Source organism: Cupriavidus sp. 01T418 (assembly GCF_056398885.1).
The window spans coordinates 1-22,416 of the sequence record NZ_JBFTQG010000049.1 but is presented as its reverse complement, the minus strand read 5'-3'; the positions used below and the strand labels follow the sequence as shown (position 1 = coordinate 22,416).

Sequence of the window (22,416 nt, the reverse complement as noted above, 5' to 3'; positions counted from 1 at the left end):
TGTCTTTGCGATTCTTTATCTGCGCAGCTAAACTAGCGGAAAGACAAAAAGGAAACGACAAGTGCTTCAAGAGGAACGGCGGTTAACGAGGCGCGACGACGGTAAGCATGCCCGGCTTGTCACGCAGTTCGTCCACGCGCTCAAGGAGGCGACCGGGGCAGACGTGACATCGCAGACTGATACCGCGTCGTCGGTGTCAGACCGATTGCTTTCGATGGCCACGCCCGATGGGGAGACGTGGCAGTTGGTGCTGGAACTGCTTCGGGACGGGTATCCGCGCGACGTCAGGCGGGTGGTCTGGAAGCTCAACGACTATCGCAACGAATCCTCAACGCCGCGCGACCTGATTCCGGTGGTGGTGGCAGATCACCTGAGCACCGGTGCGCGTGAGGATCTTCGCCAGCGGGGAATCGGCTATTTCGACTCCAGCGGCACGCTTTTCCTACGGCACCGAAAGTGGCTGATCAATATCGATAGACCATCAAAGCCCAGCACGACACAACATACTCCTGACTTGTTCCGAGGTGCACGAGAGAAGGTCGTCCATGCGCTGCTACATGCTGAGCAACGCTGGCTCACCGGCCTCCAGCTTGCAGACGAATCAGAGACGTCCGGTTACACAGTATCGACCGTCCTGCAGGAATTGGACCGGCTTGAGTGGATCGAGGCCCAAGGTAGCGGACGCATGTTGCGTCGCCGGCTCACCAAACCGGGGCTTTTGCTCGATGCCTGGGCCAACGCCTGGCGGGACCGGAAGGAGAGCAAGACGCGCTGGCACTTCTATAGCGCGAACCCGAATGCCATCCTGGCCGCGCTGGCTGAAAAGATCGAGGCCGCTGGGTTCCGCGACTGGGCCTTCACGGGCACCGCCGCCGCCAATGCCGTCTCGCCTCTCCTGACGCGCACGGAGACGGCCGACGTGATCGTACGTCCAGACTCCGCGGAACAGTACGCCGAGGCCATCGGCCTGAAGCGGGCCGAAAAAGGAGCGAACGTCACCATGGTCGAGCGCTCGGGTGCGAGCATGTTGTTTCGTCGCCTCCATTCCGACCACCCGCCCTGGTTCGCCAGCCCGTTTGTCCTATACCTCGACCTCCTGGACGGACGGGGGCGGAACGCCGAACTGGCGGAGCAACTGCGCCGCGACATCCTCAAGATCTGAGTATGGCGATTGGACCCAAACCTGAAACCGTGGACGGCTACGATGCTGACCACACCCTGGCTTGCGAGCGCGTGCTGGTCACGATGCTGGGTGCCTTTGGCACGCTGAAGAACACCATCCGCCTCGTTGGCGGTTTGGTGCCACGTTATCTCACACCTGAGGCGCGACCAGACGTTCCCGCGCATTTCGGTACCTCTGATGTGGATGTCGTGCTAAATCTGCAGGTGATAGCAGAGGGCGACGGCTACGATTCGCTGGCGGTCCAGCTCAAGGCACGGAAGTTTGAGCACGGAAGTTTGAGCGATACACGAACGCTGAAGGCAAGGTCAGTAAATGGCGCTGGCTGCGTCAAGTATCGGAACACGAGTACGTTTTAGTCGAGTTTTTACAGGGCGCCACCGAAGCCACGCCGGCGGGAAAGGTGGCCAGCGTTGATGGAGAAGCTGTATCGGCGCTGGCGATTAACCATGCCGACATCGTGCATGACTGGTACCTGGAGAAGGAGTTGACAGTCCAACTGCTCGATGGCGCAGGTTATTCAACCGAGACGGTCCGGTATGCCGACGTGACTGCATTCATTATCCTCAAGGCGCTCGCCCTTGATGATCGTGGAGCATCCAAGGATGCTGGTGACCTTATCCATGTACTCCGGTATGCGGGAACGCCAGAGGCGATCGCTCGGCAGATCCTCGCAAAGATTGCATCGGGCCAACATGCGCAGGCAATTGAAGAGGGCCTGCGCGCCCTAGAGCGCCGGTTTTGCGATGGCGATGGCGTCGAAGGGTATCTCCGCAACGGATCGGTGGCGTTTGCAACGTTCCACCTCGGCAAGGATGGGGACGAGGACGAGCGCATCCGCGAACAACGCTACGCCGCAGGCCTGGTGACCGAGATCATGGGACTAGTCAGGCGGCAGCCCGCGCTTGGGGCGGCCTAAGCGCGTTGTCGGGCCGTATGCACAGAGCCCGAGCGCCAGACTCGCTCGCCCGCGCGTCCGGTGCTCGGGGCCGTCTCGGGCTTCAGCGCCCTTGGCGCGGCGTCTTGGCCACACTGCGCGCGACGGCGTTCTCTATGCACTGGATGATCTCGGGGTCCACGAACGGTTTGCTGAGAAAACAGACGGCGCCCATTGCCTCGGCGCGTTGCCGGTAGCTTTCCTCGGGGAACGCCGTGATGAAAATGACGGGGATGGACAGTCCGCGCGCGTGCAGGGCCTCGCACAGCGCGAAGCCGTTCATCGCGGGCATCTGCACGTCGGTGACCAGGCACGAGACGGTATCGAGGGTGCGGGACTGCAGCAGGTCGGTTCCGCTGGCATAGAGTTCGACAACCATGTCGAAGGAGCGGAACAGGCTCCCCAGTGCTTGTCTCACAGGAGCATCGTCGTCGACGATGGCGATCACCGGGTTGGCTGTCACGCGGTGTACCTCCGTTGTCATAAGCGATGACGAAGCCGGCAAAGACTCCCATTGCATGCCTTGAGGATAGCGCGCCGGCCCGTTTCGTGAAATCATACGGTGGTATTGTCATGAGCCGGCGGTTCGCGCACGGCTTCGACGATGCCATCCAAGATTCATGAATCCGTTGCACCAATACAAGCTCGAATGTCTGCTGGACGGTGAGATCGCCTTGCTGCGAGGGATCGCCGACGGATGCCCGCCCGTGCTGGTTTCGCTGGCGGGTTCGGCTGCCAGCGCAGGCCTGGTGCAACGGCGCCTCGAGCACGAATACGCCTTGCTGCACCTGCTGCGGCCCGAGTGGGCAGCGGCGCCGCTTGCCCTGACCCGCCATGATGGCCGGCCGGCCCTGGTGGCCGCCGACCAGGGCGGTTTGCCGCTGGCACTTTTGCTGGGCGAGCCGATGCAAACGGAAGCCTTCCTCGACGTCGCCATCGCGGTGACCGACGCGATGGCGGCCATGCACGATGTCGGCGTGATCCACCTGGACATCAAGCCGGCGCACCTGCTGGTGGCGCCGGACCGGCAGCGCGCCTGGATTACCGGTTTCGGCATTGCCGCCGTGGCCGCGCCCGGTACTTCGTACGCGGCGGCATCCCCGATGCTGGCAGGCACCCTTGCTTACATGGCGCCGGAACAGGCCGGTCGGGGAGTGACCGCGGTCGACGCGCGCGCGGATCTCTACGCGCTGGGCGTGACCTTCTACCAGATGCTGACCGGGACGCTGCCGCTGGAGGCCAGCGAACCGGTCGCCTGGGTGCACAGCCATCTTGCGCGCCAGCCGGTGGCGCCCGCGGAACGCAATGCCGGCATACCGCCGGTGTTGTCGGCCATGGTGATGCGCCTGCAGGCCAAGGCCCCGGCCGAGCGCTACCCGAGCGCCGCCGCGCTGGCCGCCGAACTGCGGTTTTGCCGCGATGCATGGCGGACCCGGGGCAACCTGGATGCGCTGCCTGACAGCGGCCCCGCCGCGGCCCAGGCCCGGGGCGCCAGCGAGGTGCGCATCGGCGACCTGCTGGCGCACGCCGTGGCCGCGGGTCATGTGGTGCCCGGCGATGCCGGCAATCCTTTCGCGCACGACCGGGTCCAGGAGGCAGCCTGCAGCGCGCTCCCGGCAGCTGGTTGCGCCGCCTTGCACCTGCGGCTGGCGCGCCAGCTGGCGCAGCGGCTGGACCGCGACACCGGCAGCAGTCTTTTCGAGATGGCCGACCAGTTCAACCGGGGCGCCGATGCCATTGCCGATGACGACGAGCGCATCGAGGTTGCCGCGCTGAACCGGGACGCCGGCCAGCGGGCCATGCGGACCACCGCGTACGGCGCCGCCAGCGCCTACTTCGCGGCCGGCGAACGGCTGCTCCCCGATGGTGCGTGGGAGACCCACCACGCGCTGGCGCTGTCCCTGGCGATGGGCCGCGCCGAGTGCGAGTTCGTCAGCGGCCGGCCTGGTGCCGCCGCGGCCACCTTGCAGGACCTGGGCACCCGGGCGCGCACGTCGTCGGACCTGGCGGCCATCACGCGGCTGCGGGTGGCCGTGCACACCGCGCTCGACCAGCCCGACCAGGCGGTCCAGCTGGGCCTGGCGTTCCTCCGGACGATGGGCCTGGACTTCCTGCCCCAGGCGCAGGGGCAGGTGGAGCGGGAATACCGGCGCTTCCTCGTGCTGCTGGGCGCCCGCCCGGTCGAGGCGCTGGCCAGCCTGCCGCGCATGTGCGATCCGGCGTGGCGCGCGACGCTGGGCGTGCTGAGCGAGGTGATGTCGCCCGCGTCCTTCATGGACAGGAACCTGCGTGACCTGATCCCGATCTGGATGGCCATCATCAGCCTGGAACACGGCAATGACGAAGCCTCCTGTATCGCGTACGTTCAGCTGGGCATGACGGTCGGGCCGCGCCTGGGCGACTATGGGCTTGGCTACCGCCTGGGCAAGGTCGGGATGGCGCTGGTGGCACAGGAGGGCATGGGCCGCTTCCGCGCCAGGGTCCACCTGTGCTTCGGTGCGCTGCTGCTGCCGTGGACCCAGCCCGTGCGCGGCGGCCGGGAGCTGATCGAGCGCAGTTTCGAGGAGGGCCGTCAGACCGGCGACTTCAACTTCGCCGCCTACAGCCGCAACCGGCTGGTGACCCATCTGCTGGCCTGCGGGGAACCGCTGGCCCACGTGGAGGCGCAGATCGACATGGGCCTGGCCTTCGCCTGCCCGCTGGACCTGGGGCGGGTGGTGGATATCCTGGGCGCGCAGGCCAGGTATGTGGCGGTGCTGCGGGGCAGGGCGCCGGGCTGGGCGGCGTGGGGACCCGGCGCGCCGGAACCGCAGGACATCGAGGCGAGGCTGCAGGCCGATCCGCGCCTGGCGGTGGCCGCGTGCTGCTACTGGATCCGCAAGCTGCAGGCCTGCTTTGCCGTGGACGACTGCCGTGGCGCGCTGGAGGCGGCCGGCAAGGCCGAATCGATGCTGTGGGCGGCGCCATACTTCCAGGAGATCGCGGATTACCACTTTTTCACGGCGCTGTCGCTGGCGTGGCTGGCGCGTGCCGAGGGCCGGCCCCCGGGCAGCGAGGGCGCCGCGGCCATGGCCGCGTTCGATCGCCACCAGCGCCAGATGAACGCCTGGGCGCGGGAGAATCCCGCCAACTTCGGCGCGCGCGCGGGCATCCTGGCGGCCGAGGCGTCGCGCATGGCGCGCGATGCGCTGCAAGCCATGCGCCACTACGAGCAGGCCGCCCGGCTGGCGCGGGAGCAGGACCTGCTGCATGACGAAGCCCTGGCCTACGAACTGTGCGCGCGCTGCTGTTTCGAGCAGGACCTGGGGGCCCTGGCCCTGGCCTACCTGCGCAGGGCCGGCGAAGCCTATGGCCGCTGGGGCGCCGAGGGGCAGGTGGCCAGGCTCGATGCGTGCGCGCGCACGCTCGACGCCATGGGCCTGGGCACGGACCGCGCCCACGCTGCACCTGGCCAGCACACCACCTACATCGGGCCCGCCGCCCAGCTGGATCTGGACACCGCCATCAAGGCGACACAGGTGCTGGCAGGCGAGATGCAGCTCGACCGCCTGATCCAGGCGTTGCTGACCACCACGCTGCAGCAGGCAGCCGCCCAGCGCGCGCTGTTGTTCCTGTGGCAGGACGGTGCGCTGCGGCTGGCCGCGCAAGCCCGCACCGAACGGGCCGGCATCGCGGTCGATCTGAATCCGGCCGGGGCTGCCTATCCCCGCACCATCGTCGATGCGGCGCTGGCCATCCGATCGGATTTCGTGCTCGACAACGCCAAGGCGCATGCCAGGTTCGGCCAGGACCCGGACGTTCAGCTGCGCAGCGTGCGCTCCGTAGCGTGCCTGGTGCTGGTCAAGCAGGGTGAACTGGTGGGGTTGCTCTATCTGGAGAACAACCTGGCCGACGCGCTGTTCACCGGACGCAGGATCAACCTGCTGTCCCTGCTGGCTTCGCAGGCCGCCATCTCGCTGGAGAATGCGCGGCTGTATGCCGAGCTGCTGCGGCAGAACCAGGAACGCCAGCGGGTGCAGGCCGAGCTGGCGCACGTGTCGCGCGTGACCACGCTGGGCGAGCTGGCGGCTTCGATCGCCCACGAGGTCAACCAGCCGCTGACCGGCATCGTCACCTACGGCGGCGCAGGCCTGCGCTGGATCAATCGGCCCGAGCCCGATCTCGACGAAGCGCGCCATGCGGTGGAGAACATGATCGCCGAGGCGCTGCGGGCCAGCGAGGTGATCCGCCGTATCCGCGCGCTGGCGCGCAAGGACGACTCCCGGCGGCAGCCTTTCGACTTGGGAGAACTGGCGGCGGAGACCCTGTCCATGGTCCGGCACCAGGCCGAGTTCCACGGCATCGCCATCGCCCAGGAATGCGCGCCCGGGCTGCCCCAGGTGCTGGGAGACCGGATCCAGCTGCAGCAGGTGATCATCAATCTGCTGGTCAATGCCATCCAGGCCGTATCGTCCTGCGGCCTGGATCAGCGCCAGCTGCGGATCAGCACGGCGCGGCAAGCCGACGGCCAGGTGCTGATGCGGGTGGAGGACAGCGGCCCGGGCATCGGGGCAGGGCAGATCGACAAGCTGTTCGAGGCCTTCTACACCACGCGCAGCGAGGGGCTGGGCATGGGGCTGTCGATCTGCCGCTCGATCGTGGAGGCCCATGGCGGCCGCATCTGGGCCGAGTCTCCGGCGCGGGCCGTGGCGCCGGGTGGCCAGGGTCCCGGCGCGGCCTTCTGCTTCACGCTGCCGGCGCGGCCATAGCGGCCATAGCGGCCATCGCTACGTGGCGGCAGTCCCGATCCGCGCGGGCCGGCTCCGGTTGCCTGGCTGGGCTCATTGCGAATCGGCGGCATTGCCCCGCGCGGGTGGCACTTCGTTGCTGGCGGTCGTCAAGATGCCCGGCGCAGGCACCCCGGTGATCTTGGGGACGCATTCCGTGTGGAACCAGGTGACGGTGACTGGCTCGCCCGCCAACAGACGCTTGATCGGCGGCACCACCTGCTCGCCGATCAGCATGCCGAGCAGCCCGATCAGCGCGATCGCGGGCGGCGCGGGCGAGCGGACCTGCAGCAGGGCGTAGATGATGCCGATCAGGATGCCGGCCCCAAGCGAAACGATATAGAGTTTCATTGCGTTGCAGAGTTGAGAGTGGTTTTTCGGACTGGCGGGCCGCCGCGCTTCATGCAGGGCGCGCGGACGCGCGCCGGTTGAGGTCTTCCCACGCCACCAGCACGAAGCCGCCGACCAGGCCGATATGCTCGAAGAAGGCGTTGGCCAGCATGAACTGCTCGGCCGGCGGCGCCGCCCAGAAGCGGTTGGCCAGGAAGGTGGCCATCAGCGTGAAGGCGGCCAGCGCCAGCGCGCCGAGCCAGCGGTAGAAGCCGCTCACGATCATCAGCGACGCGCCCAGCTCCAGCACGATCACCGCGGCGGCCAGCGGCGCCGCCGGCGCGAGGCCGAAGTGCTGCATCTCGCCGACGGCGCTGGCGAAGTCCATGGCTTTGACCAGGCCGCCTTGCAGGTAGGCCGCGCACAGCGCCAGCAGGGCCAGCGAGCGCAGCCAGGACGGCAGCCGGCCGGGGCCGGCCGCCGGGGAACGCGTGGAAGCGGGGAGATTCATGTCGCGTCTCACTGGCTCAGAAGGCCCAGCACGAGCAGCCGAGCGCACCCCAGAAGGTGCTCTCGTCCGAGGCCGGCACGCCGGCGGTCCAGGCGTTGGCATGGCCGTGGCCGTGCACGCCGCAGGCGCTGGCGCAGCCGCACGCGGTGTTCAGCGCGAGCGTCTTCGCCTGTGGGCGCGGCTGGTAGCCACCGCCGTGGCGCGCCGGCGACCAGTCGGGCATCGCGGGCGGCAGCGCCGGTGCGAGCTTGTCGAAGTCGCCGTCGCCGTACACCACCTCGCCGCCAAGCACCGTCATCACCGAGGTGATGTCCTGGATCTCGTCCCCGGGCACGCTGAAATAGTCGGCGGACAGCACGGCGAGGTCGGCGAGTTGCCCTGCCTTGATCTGGCCCTTCTTGCCTTCCTCGGATGAGAACCAGGTATTGGCCTCGGTCCACAGCCGCAGCGCGGTGTCGCGGTCCAGCAGGTTGGCCTGCGGGTACATCGACAGCCCGCCCACCGTCTTGCCGGTGGTCAGCCAGTACAGCGACACCCACGGGTTGTACGAGGCCACGCGCGTGGCATCGGTGCCGGCGCCCACCTTGACACCGCGCTCCAGCATGCGCTTGATCGGTGGCGTGGCCTCGGCCGCGCGCGCGCCGTAGCGCTCGACGAAATACTCGCCCTGGTAGGCCATGCGGTGCTGCACGGCGATGCCGCCGCCCAGCGCCGCGATGCGGTCGATGTTGCGGTCGGTGATGGTTTCGGCATGGTCGAAGAACCAGTGCAGGCCGTCGAAGGGCACCTCCTTGGCCACCTTCTCGTAGACGTCCAGCGCGCGCGAGATGGTCTCGTTGTAAGTGGCGTGCAGGCGCCACGGCCAGCGGTTCTCGGCCAGCAGGCGGATCACCGGTTCGAGGTCGCCTTCCATCGACGGCGGCATATCGGGCCGCTCGACGCGGAAGTCCTCGAAGTCGGCCGCGCTGTAGACCAGCATCTCGCCGGCGCCGTTGTGGCGGTACAGGTCGTCGCCCTGGCCCGGCGTGACCTGCCTGGACCAGCTGCTGAAGTCGCTCAGCTCATCCTTGGGCTTCTGCGTGAACAGGTTGTAGGCCAGCCGCACGGTGAGCTGTCCTTCCTTGTGCAGTTCCTCGATGATGCTGTAGTCCTCGGGGTAGTTCTGGTAGCCGCCGCCGGCGTCGATCACGCCGGTCACGCCCAGGCGGTTCACTTCGCGCATGAAATGACGCGTGGAGTTCTTCTGGTATTCGGGCGGCAGCTTGGGGCCCTTGGCCAGCGTGGCGTACAGGATGGTGGCGTTGGGTTTGGCCAGCAGCAGGCCGGTGGGATTGCCGGCCTTGTCGTGCACGATCTCCCCGCCCGGTGGATTCGGCGTGTCCTTGGTATAGCCCACGGCGCGCAGCGCGGCGCCGTTGAGGATGGCGCGGTCGTACAGGTGCAGGATGAACACGGGCGTATCGGGCGCGGCCGCGTTCAGCTCCTCGATGGTCGGCAGGCGCTTCTCGGCGAACTGGTGCTCGGTGAAGCCCCCCACCACGCGCACCCACTGCGGCGCCGGCGTGCGCGCCACCTGGTCCTTGAGCATGCGCATGGCGTCGGCCAGCGAGCGCACGCCGTCCCAGCGCAGTTCCATGTTGTAGTTCAGGCCGCCGCGGATGATGTGCATGTGGCTGTCGATCAGCCCGGGAATGGCGCGCCGGCCTTGCAGGTCGACCACCTTGGTGGCAGCGCCGGCCAACTGCATGATCTCGTGCCGGGTGCCGACGGCGACAAACCTGCCGCCGCCGATGGCGACGGCTTCGGCTTGCGGATTGGCGCGGTCGAGCGTGGCGAACTTGCCGTTGACGAGGATCAGGTCTGGGGTGCTGGATGCGGTCATGGCGAAACTCCTGCTGGTGCCGCCGCGCCCGGCGCGGCGGCGATGAACTGGCGGCGGTTCGGTGACGGGGAAGACCGGGAGCCGGGCAGGCCGTCCCAGCCTGCGCCAGGGTCGTGGGACGGCATGCGGTCAGGCCAGGAAGGCCAGCAGGTCGGCGTTGACCTGGTCCGCGTTGACCACGCACATGGCATGCGAGGCGCCCGGGTAGATTTTCAGCGTGGCGTTCTTGACGATCTTGGCGCTCAGCTTGCCTGACGCGTCGATCGGCACGATCTGGTCGTCATCGCCGTGCAGGATCAGGGTCGGCACGTCGATCTTCTTCAGGTCCTCGGTGTAGTCCACTTCCGAGAACTCCTTGATGCACAGGTACTGGCCGAGGATGCCGCCGGTCATGCCCTGCGCCCAGAACGCATCGATGTCGCCTTGCGAGACCTTGGCGCCGGGACGATTGAAGCCGAAGAACGGCACCGCCAGGTCCTTGTAGAACTGCGAGCGGTTCTCCGCCACACCCTTGCGGATGCCGTCGAATACATCCATCGGCAGGCCGCCGGGGTTGGACGCGGTCTTCACCATGATGGGCGGCACCGCGCCGATCAGCACCGCCTTGGAGACACGCCTGGTGCCGTGGCGTCCGATGTAGTGGGCCACCTCGCCGCCGCCGGTGGAGTGGCCGACCAGCGTAGCGCCCTTGAGGTCCAGGGCCTCGATCAGCGCGGCCAGGTCGTCCGCGTAGGTGTCCATGTCGTTGCCCTTGGCGGGCTGGTCGGAGCGGCCATGGCCACGGCGGTCGTGGGCGATCACGCGGAAGCCGTGCTGCACCAGGAACAGCATCTGCGCATCCCAGGCGTCGGCATTGAGCGGCCAGCCGTGCGAGAACACGACCGGGCGGCCGGTGCCCCAGTCCTTGTAATAGATCCGGGTGCCGTCCTTGGTGGTGATGGTGTTCATGCTGTGTGCTCCTGGCGTGCGATGGGATGCGGCGTGGCCCTGCGGCTTGCCGGCGGCGACGGCGGCGGTGCTGCCCAGCGCCGCGACGGCGGCGGCGCCGAGCGTGCCGGCGCCGGATACCAGCAGCTTGCGCCGCGCCGGGTTCCGGGCCGTGTCCTGCGTATCGAATTGCGCGCTCATGCGATGTCTATCCAAGGTATTTTGGTGGTTGGTCTTCCGCCTTGGCCGCGTTCAGCGTGCCGGCACCGGCGCGAGGGATTCGTGCGGCGTGGCGGTGCGCTGCGCGGCCTTGTGCACCATGGTGTAGGCGTAGTCCACACCCATGCCGTAGGCGCCGGAGTGTTCCTTGACCAGTTGCATCACCGCGTCGTAGGTGTCGCGGTGGGCCCAGTCGCGCTGCCATTCGAGCAGCACCTGCTGCCAGGTCACCGGCACCACGCCGGCCTGCACCATGCGCTGCATGGCGTAGTCGTGCGCTTCCTTGCTGGTGCCGCCGCTGGCATCGCCAACCATGTAGATCTCGTAGTCGCCTTCGAGCATGGCGCACAGCGCGAAGGTCGTATTGCAGACCTCGGTCCACAGGCCGGCAACGACGACCTTCTTGCGGCCGTTGGCGGCCAGCGCGTCGCGCACCTTCTGGTCATCCCACGAGTTCATCGAGGTGCGTTCCAGGGTCTTCTGGTTGGGGAACACGTCGAGCAGCTCGGGATAGGTGAAGCCCGAGAACGACTCGCTCTCCACCGTGGTGATCGTGGTGGGGATGTTGAAGATCTTGGCGGCCTTGGCCAGCCCAACCGCATTGTTCTTCATCGCCTGGCGGTCCATCGACTGCACGCCAAAAGCCATCTGCGGCTGGTGATCGATAAAGATCAGCTGGCTGTTCTGCGGGGTCAGTACTTCAAGCTTGGGGTTGGACATGAATCTCTCCTGAGGTTGGGTTGGCGGGATCGGACCGATCCCGGGTGCTGCGGCAATCGATCCCGGCCGCGGTGCGGCCGGGATAGGCGGGAATAAGCGGGAGCGAGGGGTGGCCTCCCTCCTGTGCAAGCAACCCGACGGAAGGCTAAACCTGCCCGCTGGTTGCAGCCATTGTCCCTTCGTATTAGTCCTTTGCCGGGAAGGCATTGATCGCACAGGCGAGGGCGGGTGCCAGCGCGATGGCTGCGGCAAGCAGTGCGGCCGCGCGCCGTGCCGGCGAGGATGGGGAGACCATGGGGGGTTCCTCGTTGGTTGGGGGCGGCGTCAGGCTAGGTCCCGTGGCAAGGGGTGTCCATCGTCCATTGGTATTGGATTGGCGCAGCGCCAAGGGCGGGCAGGGACAACAGCGGGGTGGAAGTGATCTTGACGGCGGTGGTCCTGGTCATGATTCTCTCCGGAGTCTACGATGTGTTGAGTTTTTTAGAACGATGTTTTTTGTTGCATGCTATTCAACTACAGAACTATGGGGCGCCGGCCCTGCATGGAGCAGGGGATGTTCCGGATACCTTGTTCAGTATCTTTGAATATGGAGCGGGGTCTTTGAACAGGGAGCGAGCGCCTATAATCGTTGCCGGGCACCAGCCTTCCTTTTGATAGTGGCTTGCGTCGATCGCGACTGACAGAGCAACAATAGACAAAGGCGGCACAAATTGACAATACGATCGCGCGGCAGCGGAGTACGTTCCAGTCGGGGATGCCACGCACCCCGTATGGCAATCGGCGCACCCAACGGCCCGCCGGTGCTTTTCGATGCTGAATGGAGACGTAGATCGTGACATCCCAAAGCCTGGAACCCGTCGAGTCGAATACCCGGGACGAAGCGTTGGTGCTGGTCGTCGACGATGATGCACCGCTGCGCGGTGCGCTTGGCAACCTGTTCCGCTCGGTCGGCATGAGCGTCGCGCTGTTTGGCTCGGCGTCGGAACTGCTCGAATACCGCCTGCCCGACGTGCCTTGCTGCCTGGTGCTCGATGTCAGGCTGCACGGTCCGAGCGGGCTGGACCTGCAGGCGCGACTGGCGCAATTGGATATCCATGTGCCGATCATCTTCATGACCGGCCATGGGGATATCGCAATGACCGTGGCGGCGATGAAGGCCGGTGCGCAAGATTTCATGGCCAAGCCGTTCCGCGACCAGGACCTGCTCGACGCGGTATCGGTGGCGCTGGAGAAGGACCGCCTGCGGCGCGAGGCCTCGCGCCGTGTCCAGATGCTGCGTGCCAGCTTCGGGACGCTGACGCCGCGCGAGTCGGAGGTGATGGCGCTGGCGGTGTCCGGGCTGATGAACAAGCAGATTGCCGGCCGCATAGGCATCAGCGAGGTGACGGTGAAGATCCACCGGGGGCAGGCCATGCGCAAGATGAAGGCGCGCACCTTTGCCGACCTGGTGCTGATGGCGCAGCAACTCGGCATCTGCCACGTCTAGCGCGGCCCGGCGCCCGACCTTCAGCTTCGGTTGGGGGGCGGCAGAGCACGCGCGCCCGTGGTCCGCGCAGGCCGCCGGCGCTTCGCTTACGCCGCAACCGGATAGTCGATGTAGCCGCCAGCGCCGCCGCCGAAGAAGGAAGCGGCATCCGCCGCGTTCAACGGCAGGCCGTCCCGCAGCCGGGCGGGCAGGTCCGGATTGGCGATGAACGGGCGGCCGAAGGCGATGATATCGGCGCGGCCGCTGGCAAGCGCCTGCTCGGCGCTGTCGCGTCCGTAGCCTCCCGCCAGCATCAGCACGCCGCGGAAGTCCGCGCGCAACTGCTGGATGATCGTGTCCCAGCGCGGATCGGCGTGCTCCTCCTTGACGGTGCCGACCATGGCCGGCTCGACCAGGTGCAGGTAGGCCAGGCCGCGGGTGTCGAGCTGGCGCACGATGTAGCCGAAGGTCTCCTCGGGCGACGCGTCTCCCATGCCCATGAAGCGGCCCATGGGCGTCAGCCGCACGGCCACGCGCGCGGGCCCGACCTCCGCCGCGATCGCGTCCACCACCTCCAGCAGCAGCCGCGCCCGGTTCTCGATGCTGCCACCGTATGCGTCATCCCGCTGGTTGCTGTTGGAATTGATGAACTGGTCGAGCAGGTAGCCGTTGCCGGCATGGATCTCCACGCCGTCCATGCCCGCCGCCATGGCGTTGCGGGCGGCGTGCCGGTAGTCCGCCACGATGTCGCGAATGCCGTCGAGGGTGAGGGCGCGCGGTACGGGAACCTCGCCCCAGGTGCCGTTGCCTTGCGCGTCGACGATAAAGGTCTTGCCGGGGACGGGCAGGGCGCTGGGCGCCACGGGCAGCGCGCCGCCAGGCTGGAATACCGGGTGCGAAACGCGGCCGACGTGCCACAACTGCATGAAGATGGTGCCGCCCTGCTCGTGCACGGCCTCGCTCACCGCCCGCCATCCCTTGACCTGCGCCTCGCTATGGATGCCCGGCGTCCAGGCGTAGCCCTGGCCCTGCTGCGAGATCTGGGTGGCTTCGGTGACGATCAGCGCCGCGCCGGCACGCTGCCGGTAGTACTCCACGTTCATGGTCGTGGGCACGTTGCCGGGCTGGCCGGCGCGCGAGCGCGTCAGCGGCGCCATGGCAACACGATGCGGCAGGGTGTGGCCGCCGACGCGGATGGGGGTGAAGAGATGGTGGGTCACGGTGCTTCTCCGTCTTGTGCGATGGATCGATTGGCGGCGGCGGGTTTGCCTTCGTGCCGCGCTTGCTGTCTCGGAAGAGATGTGCTGAAGGTTAGGCGGCAACGCACCGGAGGAGAATGGGGCTGCCGCGCAACGTTGCGTTGCGCTGGCGGCAAGGGGGCGGGGAGCGGGAGGAGGGGCGCGCGGAGGGGTCAGCTGCCCGCTGCGTTCCGGCTGGTCGGGCCGGGAATCCGCGCGAGGAAGTCCAGGAACGCGCCAATGCGCCGCGAGCCGCGCTGGTTGGGCAAGTAAAGCGCCGAGATGGCCGAACTGGCGCGGTTGGGGTTGACGATCCAGTCGTCCAGGATGGAGGTCAGGCGCCCGCTCTGGATATCGTCGTCGACCAGCCAGTCCGGCAGCAGGGCGATCCCGCCATCGGCCAGGGCGAGTTCGCGCAGTACTTCTGCGTTGTTGCTCCTGAAGCCGCCCGGGATGGGCACCTGCATTTCCTCCGCACCGCGCTGGAAGGTCCACATCTGCTGGCCCGCGCCGTAGGTGAATCGCAGGCATGCGTGTCCGGCCAGCTCCGCCGGCGTGGCCGGCATGCCGCGCTGCTGCAGGTATCCGGGGCTTGCCACCACCCTGCGCCGGAACGTGCCGATCTGCCGCGCCACCACTTCGTCGTGCGATGCGGCGCTGCCCAGGCGGATGGACAGGTCGATGCGCTCGCCGAGCAGGTCGACGATTTCGTCAGTCAGCGTTACCTCGAGCTCCAGCTTCGGATACTGCGCTAGCAGGCTGCCAAGGAACGGCGCGATGCAGCGCCGGCCGAACGCAACCGGCAAGGAGACGCGAAGCTGGCCTACCGGGGTATCGCCACGATCGGCAATCAGTGCGTCGGCCTCCGCCACCGCGTCGAGGATCTTGCGCGCCCGCTGGTAATAGGCCGCGCCGGCTTCGGACACCGTGACTTGCCGCGTGGAGCGGTTCAGCAGCACGGTGCCAAGTTCCTCCTCCAGGCTGTCCATCATACGGGTCACGGACGACGTGGCCAGGTTGACGCGGCGCGCCGCCGAGGAGAACCCCTTGGCGTCGACCGTTTCGACGAACAGCTTCAATGCCAGCAGCTTGTCCATAGGTAAGACTCCAGCGTCGGGTGGGGCGTCTATCCAGGCGGCCGGGGCTCAATGTTCGGGGTCGCGCAAGGAACGCATGACGGCAGGCGCGCCGTGGAGAAACATGTCCACCTTGCGGCGGATCACGGCTCTGACGTCCGAGGGTACCTTGAGGCCGTAGACCCATTTGCGCACGCCGAGATAGAAGATGGCCGCGTGCAGGCCCCAGATCAGCTCGACCTCGGCATCCAGCTCGGCCGCATTGCGCGGCTCGGGAATGCCGTACTCGGCACGCACCTCGGCCAGCACAGGCAGGAAAACCTTGCTGCGCAGCTTGTTGAGGTACTTGTTGTTGATGCCTTCGCGGGTGAGGCCGGCAAAGATGAAGACCCGGATCCATTCCTCGCGCAGGATCACGGAGGCGTAGTCCAGGTAGAACGCATACAGCCGTTCGGTCAGCGGCGTGGCGCGGTCGGCGATCTGGCGCTCCCAGTCGGGCCGCCATTGGAACACTTCACTGTAGACGCGGTCGATCAGCGCCTCCTTGCTGGCGAAGTAGCGGTACAGCAAGGGCTGCGTGACGCCGATCTGCTTGGCGAGATCGCGGGTGCTGCCGGCAAAGCCGTTGCGCGTGAAGTGCTCGATAGCCTTCTGCACGATCTGCTGCTCCCGCTCTTCGGGGAGCAGCCGCTTTCCGCTCTTGGCCGGTGCGTTGTTCTCGGGTGAAGCTGCGTCTCGTTTCATTCGTTCACCTGTGCCAGGTACGTCCCGTGCGGAGCGCTTGCGGCATTGTACCAATCGGGTGATAAATTGCGAGGCGCGCCCGGGCCGGGAGGGCTGCCGGCCGCACCGCCGGCAGCCCCGGGCACCAGCGCTATTGCGACTTGACCAGCCCAAGCTCGCAGTCGACCAGCTGGTTGTCGAAGGCGCCGCGTTCGCGCGCCCCGCGCGCGGACCGGTCGGTCACCGAGAACACATAGATGCCGGCAAAGGCCACCAGCATGGAGAACAGCGCCGGATACTCATACGGGTAGATGGCGCTCGCGTGGCCCAGCACCTGTACCCACACGGTCGGACTCAGCACCGTCAGCACCACGGCGGTCAGCAGCCCCAGCGAGCCGCCCACCACGGCGCCCCGCGTGGTCAGCCCGCGCCAGTAGATCGACAGCAGCAGCACCGGGAAATTCGAACTGGCGGCAATGGAGAAAGTCAGGCTGACGATGAAGGCGATGCTCTGCTTCTCGAACAGGATGCCCAGCAGGATGGCCAGCACGCCCAGCACGAGCGTGGTCATCCGGGAAACGCGCATCTCCTCCTTGTCGGTGGCGTGGCCCTGGCGCAGCACCTTGGCATAGAGATCGTGCGAGATGGCCGAGGAGCCGGCCAGCGTCAGGCCTGCCACCACGGCCAGGATGGTCGAGAACGCCACTGCGCAGATGAAGCCGAGAAAGAGGTTGCCGCCGACCGCATGCGCCAGGTGCACGGCCACCATGTTGATGCCGCCGATCACCGCGCCCGAAGACGTGTGGTAAGCCGGATCGCTGGCCACCAGCGCGATGGTGCCGAAGCCGATGATGATGATCAGCGCATAGCCGCTGCCCACGATGCCGGTGGCATAGAGGATGCTCTTGCGGGCCGCCTTGACGTTGCCGACGGTGAAGAAGCGCATCAGGATATGCGGCAGGCCGGCGGTGCCGAAAATCAGCGCCAGGCCCAGCGATACCGCCGAGACGGGATCGGAGACCAGGCCGCCCGGGCTCATGATGGCCGCGTGCTTGCCATGGACGGCGACGGCCTGCGCGAAGAGCGCGTTCAGGCTGAAGCCAAAGCGGCTCAGCACCATGAACGCCATGAAAGCGGCACCCGCGAGCAGCAGCACAGCCTTGATGATCTGGATCCAGGTGGTGGCCAGCATGCCGCCGAAGAACACGTAGACCACCATCAGCACGCCGACCAGCACGACCGCCGCGCTGTAGTTGAAGCCGAACAGCAGCTCCACCAGCTTGCCGGCCCCAACCATTTGCGACACCAGGTACAGCAACACGATGACGATGGAGCTGGACGCGGAGAAAGCGCGGATGGGGCGCTGCTGCAGGCGGTAGGAAACCACGTCCGCCAGCGTGAAGCGGCCGAGGTTGCGCAGCGGCTCGGCGATCAGGAACAGGATGATCGGCCAGCTGGCGAGAAAGCCGATGGAATAGATCAGGCCATCGTAGCCGCTGGTGAAGACCAGCGCGGAAATGCCCAGCAGGGATGCCGCCGACATGTAGTCGCCGGCGATGGCCCAGCCGTTTTGCAGGGCGGTGATCTTGCCGCCCGCGGCGTAGTGGTCGGACACGCTGTGGTTGCTCTTGGCGGCCCAGCGCGTGACCACCAGCGTGGCGGCGACGAACACCAGGAACATGGCGATGGCGATGACGTTCATGCCCTGGCCCACCGTGCCCGGCATCGCGAAGGCGGGGCAGGTGGCTAGCAGCAGGGCTGCGAAGATGGCGGTGCGCTTCATTTTGCTGCCCCTTGCTTGATGTCGCTGATGCGCTGGTCGTACACGGTGTTGGTGCGATATACGTACACGGCCACCAGCAGGAAGGTCACCGCGAACATGCCGAAGCCCACGGGAATGCCGACGCTCATGGGTTGCCCTGGCGTCAGCTGCCGGCCAAGCAGCGTGGGCTGGAAAGCGAGCGTGAGGATGTAGCCGAAATACACGGCCAGCATGATGGCGGTCAGCGTCCATGCGAACCCGCGCCGCGCGCGCACCAGGGCTTGGAACGCCGGATTGGCGAGCAGGGGGTTCTGTGCGGGTGGGGGCGGCGCGGCGCTTTCAAGCGCGTCGCCGGTAAAAGTGGGGACGGTGTGTTCCAAGGGTCTCTCCGTTGGGGGCGGTTGGTTTGCCGGGAGCGGCGGCGCGCTCAGAAGCGCGTCGACACCGCTGTTTCTCGMATCACGGCTTCCGGCGTGCGATAGCGCTCGGCCATCAGGCGGTCGGTCTCGTTCTTGAGTTGCGCCTGCATATAGGCGCCGAGGTGGCGCGCGTGCCGGACGATGGCCGAGCCTGCCTGCACGCGCTCGGCGCTGTAGTTCTCCAATGCGGCACGAACGCTGTCGCTGGCCTGCAGGGCCTTGACCAGCGAGATGGCGTCGCCCGCGGCCTTGGTCACGCCCATGCCGCAATGCGGGCGCGCCACGAAGGCGGCGTCGCCGAGCAGCGCCACGCGGCCGAAGGCCATGCGCGGCACCTCCAGGTCGAAGATGGGCTGGAATAGCGGCTGCGCGGCCTTGGTCACGACTTCGCAGAACTGGGGCGCCAGGTTGGCCAGCGCAGCTTGCTCCATGCTCGCCAGCACGTCCGGGCGGATCAGCGCCGGCGGGATGCCGCCCGACCAGCGCTTGCCGCTGGCGTCGGTCAGCAGGTTCGGCAGGTCCGCATCCTCGCTGGTGGCGCGGTACCACACGAAGTTGTAGCGGCGCTCGCCAACCCGGGTGCTGTTGCCCTGGCCCGCCACCGGGTAGCCGAGGATCTGCTCGCGCGGCGGCAGGCAGAACGCGAACCGCTCGAACAGCGTGTCGCGCGTGGCTTTGCTCAGGCTCGTTTCGTCCACCAGGCCGCGCCAGGCGATGTAGCCCGCGTACTGGAGCTTGACCTCGGGCAACAGGCACTCGCGCAGCGCGGAGCGGAAGCCGTCCGCGGCGATCACGAGGTCGGCATGATGGATCGAGCCGTCATCGAGCGCCACCACGGCGCGGCCGGGCTCGTTCCGGACCGACACCACGGTCGCTCCCGTGTGGTAGATGCCGCCCGTGAAGGCAGCCCGCAACACGTGATACATCTTGCCCCATGCCGTCAGCGTTTGCGGCATCTCGCGCTGCGACAGCACGCTGCCGTCCTGGCCCAGGGTCAGCCTGGACTTGACCTGCACACCAATGGAGTCGTCCACCTCAACCCCGGCGGCAGCCAGCGCCTCGAACAATTCCGGGTGCGTGACGATGCCCGCGCCGCGTCCGGCGAGCGCTTCGGGAACGCGCTCGCATACCTCCACTTCCCACCCGCCGCGGGCGAGCAGGTTGGCGGCGAACAGCCCGCCCAGCGAGCCGCCGACGATGATGGCCTTCGGCCGTGTCGATAGGGTTGCCATGGTTAGTCTCCTGCCACTGCGGGGCGGGGCGCACGCGCGCCGTTGCCCGGGATTTCAAGGCCCGCCACCTCGGCGGCGGGGTAGTTCAGCTCGATGGTGACGCCGGAGGGGTCCTCGATAAACACCTGGTGCAGGCCCAGGTCCGGAACGGTGCGATCGCGCCATGGGATGCCTTCGGCTTCCAGCGTTGCCCACATCCGCGCCACGCCGGTGGCCAGGAACGCGATGTGATCGACGGTGCCGGTGCCCGGCGCGGAAGGCGCGCGATCGCCCAGGTAGGCGGACAGGCCGTCAGGGTTGGCGGGGTCCATGCCGATGATGTGGACGGTGCCGAAGTCTTCCTCGTCACCGCCCATGTACAGCCATGCACCCGGGAAATCGAAAGGCGGACGGTAGCCTTGCTTAAGGCCGAGGATACGTTCGTAGAAGGCGCAGGACTTCACGAGATCCGTGGTGCGGATCGAGAAGTGCGCGAGCTTGCGGATGGTCATGGGTTGCCTCTGCTATTGATCGATCGATTAGTGATCGTGTGATAAATTGTAGGGCGAATAAGCAGGACGGCCAAGGTCGGGCAGGGGGGTACTTACCCTGATCGGCGGGCTGCGTGCCGGCTGGACCTCTTCACGGCGGCGCGGGCCTGGGGCTCAGTGCCGCGCCATCCCCATGATGCGGTCGCCCAGCTGGATGCCCCACCGGGCCATCTGCTCGCCTTGCGCCAACTGGTCCTGCTGCCACTGCCGCAGTGCGCGGCCTGTGTCTGCCGTGCCGTCGAGCGCCCTGGCCAGCGCGACGGCATTGGCTGCCGCCTTGGCGGTGCTGCCTGCGGTGTGGGGGCGCGGGACGAAGGCGGCATCGCCGATCAGGAGCGCGCGGCCAAACACCATGCGGGGCACTTGCAGGTCCTGGATGGCGTGGACGAAGATGTCGCCGGTGCTGTCGATCAGCGCGCGGAAAGCGGGGTTGGCGCGTGCCGCGGCGGTCTGGCGGAACCAGGCCTCCTGTCCGTGCGCGAGCAAGCCCGGCGGTATCGAATGGCTGCGGCGTTTCCCTTGGCGATCGGTGAGCACCGCGTCAAGCTCCATGCCTGGCTTGGCCTTCAGGTACCAGAGCCAGTTGAAGCGGCGCTGTCCGGGTGCCGTGGCGCCATCGGCGCCCGGCACCATGTACTGCAGCATCATGGAGTCAGGTTCGTGCTGGAATACGAAGTTCTCGTGGAGCAGCGGCCTGGCCGCTTCGGGCAGGCGGTTTTCGTCAACCAGGCCACGCCATACGACATAGCCCGCATAGCTGGGGACAATATCGGGCAGCAAGAGCTTGCGCACGGTGGAATCGGCGCCGTCGGCACCGACCAGCAACTGGCCATGTGCCTGCCGTCCATCGGCGAACGTGGCGTGGACAGCGTGCTCGTCCTGTTCGATGCCGGCGAGCGCCGCGCCGCGGTGATAGCGCGCCGCCGGGAAGTGATCGCGCAGCGTGGCAAAGAGCGTGTTCCACGAGGTCTGCGTCTGCGGCATGCGTTGCCGGCTGAGCACGTTGCCGGCCCGGTCGAGGAACAGCCGGTCATGCGAGCGCACGCCCAGCGCGCCGTGCGCCGCGATGCCGGCGAAGGAGAACGCCCGCAGCACCTCCGGCTGCAGCACAATGCCGCCGCCGCGGCTGTCGAGATCCGATGCGGAGCGCTCGAATACGTCGACTTCCCACCCTGCGGCGCGCAGCGCAGTGGCCGTGAACAGGCCGCCCAGGGAGCCGCCGATGACGAGGGCCTTGCGCGGCGGGGTGGCGGGCGATGTGCCGTTGGTGTCCATGTGCAGCTCCGGAGTGCGAGTGGATGGACGGGATCGTATAAGCGCTTGAGGCGCGGGAGAATGAGGGCCGTGTGCAAGGCTGCGTTGCGCGGCGAGCAACGGGGTGGGCAACGCCGCCCCCGTGGACTTGGCGTTGCGCTGCAGGCAACGCAGGTTTGCGCGGCCGTGCCATTCCGCCGGCGTGGCCCGCTGCCTATGCTGGCTCCATCGTCAATACAAGGAGCTGTCATGCATCCCGTCGAGATCCAGGTCACCTATGACTTCATTTGCCCGTGGTGCTGGATCGGCCATCGCAACCTGAAGGCCGCCATCGCCAGCGTTGCTTCCGAGGCTGCGCCGGAGATTTCCTATCGGCCCTACGAACTCAACCCCGGCATGCCGGTGGAAGGCGCCGACCGCAAGGCCTACCGCACCGCGAAGTTCGGCAGCTGGGCACGCTCGCAGGCCATGGACGCCGAGGTGACGATGATGGGCCGGCGAGCCGGGCTGGATTTCCACTACGACCTGATCGCCGTCACGCCCAACACACGGCGGGCGCACCGGCTGATGGCGTTCGCCCGGCAAAGCGGGGACGCGGCCATGGCGGAGGTGCTGTTCGACGCCATCTTCGCCGCGTACTTTTCCCGTGGGGAGGACATCGGGCAGGCCGATGTCCTGGTGCCGCTGGCCGTATCGGCCGGCTTCGATGCGCAAGCCGTGCGGGGCTATCTGTTGGGCACCGGCGGCGAGGCGGAGGTCGTGGCGGCGCAGGCGCAGGCGCAGCGCGAAGGGGTTCGCTCCGTGCCCACCATGCGGATCGGCCATGCCGCGATCGGCGGGGCGCAGCCGCCTTCCATCATGGAACAGGCGTTGCTGTCCGCCGCGAACCAGCGCCCCGTTCTATAAGTGGCAAAAGAGGCTCAAATGGGAATTTCCAGAAAGAACTTGCCAGCCGGGTAGGGAAACCATAGAATCCGCTCCCCCCGCGTCAGGAAGCATCGCTGCAAGGCAGGCGGGGGGAGTTGCAGGGATCGGCTGGTGAGCGAAACCTGCCAAAGAAAAGAAATTTCGCGAAATAGTTGATTAATCGCAGAAGGTTCTTTATAGTCTCGTTTCTCTGCTGCGGACAACGCAGCGACGCGGTAAGCAAAGCGAACCGGGTGCCGTTCTTTAACAAACAAACAACCGATAAGTGTGGGCGCTTGATAGCGGATGCGGAAGGCTTCGGTCTTTTAGCTTACAAGT

General features: G+C 67.1%; 20 protein-coding genes. 6 read left to right on the top strand and 14 right to left on the bottom strand.

Annotated features, from left to right (window positions below; genetic code table 11):
• The first annotated feature begins 61 nt into the window (after nt 1-61).
• Genes AC1DQ3_RS30510 through AC1DQ3_RS30500 form a run of 3 tightly spaced genes read left to right on the top strand, consistent with a single transcriptional unit; the run spans nt 62 to nt 2,099 of the window.
• The gene (locus AC1DQ3_RS30510) at nt 62-1,162 is read left to right on the top strand and encodes a type IV toxin-antitoxin system AbiEi family antitoxin (RefSeq protein WP_477123853.1); all 1,101 of its coding nucleotides are present in this window, start codon (nt 62-64) and stop codon (nt 1,160-1,162) included.
• Between the two features lie 2 nt (nt 1,163-1,164).
• Nucleotides 1,165-1,539 (top strand): hypothetical protein, encoded by a 375-nt coding sequence (locus tag AC1DQ3_RS30505; protein WP_477123852.1) that lies wholly within the window; start codon nt 1,165-1,167, stop codon nt 1,537-1,539.
• A 44-nt stretch (nt 1,540-1,583) separates the two neighbouring features.
• The gene (locus AC1DQ3_RS30500) at nt 1,584-2,099 is read left to right on the top strand and encodes a hypothetical protein (protein WP_477123851.1); all 516 of its coding nucleotides are present in this window, start codon (nt 1,584-1,586) and stop codon (nt 2,097-2,099) included.
• A gap of 82 nt (nt 2,100-2,181) precedes the next feature.
• On the opposite strand, the gene AC1DQ3_RS30495 is transcribed toward AC1DQ3_RS30500, so the two are convergent.
• A complete protein-coding gene (locus tag AC1DQ3_RS30495; protein WP_477123850.1) occupies nt 2,182-2,580 on the bottom strand; it encodes a response regulator transcription factor in 399 nt (132 codons plus the stop codon).
• Between the two features lie 157 nt (nt 2,581-2,737).
• Between AC1DQ3_RS30495 and AC1DQ3_RS30490 the strand changes: the two genes are divergently transcribed.
• Nucleotides 2,738-6,865, top strand: coding sequence for an ATP-binding protein (locus AC1DQ3_RS30490; RefSeq protein WP_477123849.1), 4,128 nt, complete (start codon nt 2,738-2,740; stop codon nt 6,863-6,865).
• Between the two features lie 72 nt (nt 6,866-6,937).
• Here AC1DQ3_RS30490 and AC1DQ3_RS30485 read toward each other — a convergent pair whose 3' ends face one another.
• The 5 genes from AC1DQ3_RS30485 to AC1DQ3_RS30465 all read right to left on the bottom strand — a co-directional run bounded on the left by AC1DQ3_RS30485 (nt 6,938) and on the right by AC1DQ3_RS30465 (nt 11,472).
• Complete coding sequence (locus AC1DQ3_RS30485; protein ID WP_477123848.1) at nt 6,938-7,234, bottom strand: XapX domain-containing protein; 297 nt, start codon at nt 7,232-7,234, stop codon at nt 6,938-6,940.
• Nucleotides 7,235-7,283: 49 nt separating this feature from the next.
• Nucleotides 7,284-7,724 carry a DoxX family protein gene (locus AC1DQ3_RS30480; RefSeq protein WP_477123847.1) on the bottom strand — a complete coding sequence of 147 codons (441 nt, stop codon included), beginning with the start codon at nt 7,722-7,724 and terminating at the stop codon, nt 7,284-7,286.
• 16 nt (nt 7,725-7,740) lie between these two features.
• A complete protein-coding gene (locus AC1DQ3_RS30475) occupies nt 7,741-9,606 on the bottom strand; it encodes an amidohydrolase (protein WP_477123846.1) in 1,866 nt (621 codons plus the stop codon).
• A 129-nt stretch (nt 9,607-9,735) separates the two neighbouring features.
• Nucleotides 9,736-10,554 carry an alpha/beta fold hydrolase gene (locus tag AC1DQ3_RS30470; RefSeq protein WP_477123871.1) on the bottom strand — a complete coding sequence of 273 codons (819 nt, stop codon included), beginning with the start codon at nt 10,552-10,554 and terminating at the stop codon, nt 9,736-9,738.
• Nucleotides 10,555-10,785: 231 nt separating this feature from the next.
• Nucleotides 10,786-11,472: a hydrolase gene (locus tag AC1DQ3_RS30465; RefSeq protein ID WP_477123845.1), complete on the bottom strand. Its 687-nt coding sequence runs from the start codon at nt 11,470-11,472 to the stop codon at nt 10,786-10,788.
• Nucleotides 11,473-12,304: 832 nt separating this feature from the next.
• On the opposite strand from AC1DQ3_RS30465, the gene AC1DQ3_RS30460 reads away from it, so the two are divergent.
• Nucleotides 12,305-12,958, top strand: a complete 654-nt coding sequence (locus AC1DQ3_RS30460; RefSeq protein WP_477123844.1) for a response regulator transcription factor — start codon at nt 12,305-12,307, stop codon at nt 12,956-12,958.
• An 86-nt stretch (nt 12,959-13,044) separates the two neighbouring features.
• Here AC1DQ3_RS30460 and AC1DQ3_RS30455 read toward each other — a convergent pair whose 3' ends face one another.
• From AC1DQ3_RS30455 to AC1DQ3_RS30420, 8 genes are all read right to left on the bottom strand, one after another.
• Entirely contained in the window at nt 13,045-14,157 is a 1,113-nt protein-coding gene (locus AC1DQ3_RS30455; RefSeq protein WP_477123843.1) for an alkene reductase, read from the bottom strand.
• Nucleotides 14,158-14,348: 191 nt separating this feature from the next.
• The gene (locus tag AC1DQ3_RS30450) at nt 14,349-15,272 is read right to left on the bottom strand and encodes a LysR family transcriptional regulator (RefSeq protein ID WP_477123842.1); all 924 of its coding nucleotides are present in this window, start codon (nt 15,270-15,272) and stop codon (nt 14,349-14,351) included.
• Nucleotides 15,273-15,320: 48 nt separating this feature from the next.
• The gene (locus tag AC1DQ3_RS30445) at nt 15,321-15,995 is read right to left on the bottom strand and encodes a TetR/AcrR family transcriptional regulator (RefSeq protein ID WP_477123841.1); all 675 of its coding nucleotides are present in this window, start codon (nt 15,993-15,995) and stop codon (nt 15,321-15,323) included.
• Between the two features lie 130 nt (nt 15,996-16,125).
• Complete coding sequence (locus tag AC1DQ3_RS30440; protein ID WP_477123840.1) at nt 16,126-17,757, bottom strand: cation acetate symporter; 1,632 nt, start codon at nt 17,755-17,757, stop codon at nt 16,126-16,128.
• A complete protein-coding gene (locus AC1DQ3_RS30435) occupies nt 17,754-18,116 on the bottom strand; it encodes a DUF485 domain-containing protein (RefSeq protein WP_477123839.1) in 363 nt (120 codons plus the stop codon). The genes AC1DQ3_RS30440 and AC1DQ3_RS30435 overlap by 4 nt, the downstream gene beginning before the upstream one ends.
• 47 nt (nt 18,117-18,163) lie before the next feature.
• Nucleotides 18,164-19,387, bottom strand: coding sequence for an FAD binding domain-containing protein (locus AC1DQ3_RS30430; RefSeq protein ID WP_477123838.1), 1,224 nt, complete (start codon nt 19,385-19,387; stop codon nt 18,164-18,166).
• 2 nt (nt 19,388-19,389) lie between these two features.
• Nucleotides 19,390-19,878 carry a VOC family protein gene (locus AC1DQ3_RS30425; RefSeq protein WP_477123837.1) on the bottom strand — a complete coding sequence of 163 codons (489 nt, stop codon included), beginning with the start codon at nt 19,876-19,878 and terminating at the stop codon, nt 19,390-19,392.
• 153 nt (nt 19,879-20,031) lie between these two features.
• On the bottom strand, nt 20,032-21,192 hold the full coding sequence (locus AC1DQ3_RS30420; protein WP_477123836.1) for an FAD binding domain-containing protein: 1,161 nt from the start codon (nt 21,190-21,192) through the stop codon (nt 20,032-20,034).
• 228 nt (nt 21,193-21,420) lie between these two features.
• Between AC1DQ3_RS30420 and AC1DQ3_RS30415 the strand changes: the two genes are divergently transcribed.
• The gene (locus tag AC1DQ3_RS30415) at nt 21,421-22,077 is read left to right on the top strand and encodes a DsbA family oxidoreductase (RefSeq protein WP_477123835.1); all 657 of its coding nucleotides are present in this window, start codon (nt 21,421-21,423) and stop codon (nt 22,075-22,077) included.
• The last annotated feature ends 339 nt before the right edge of the window (nt 22,078-22,416 follow it).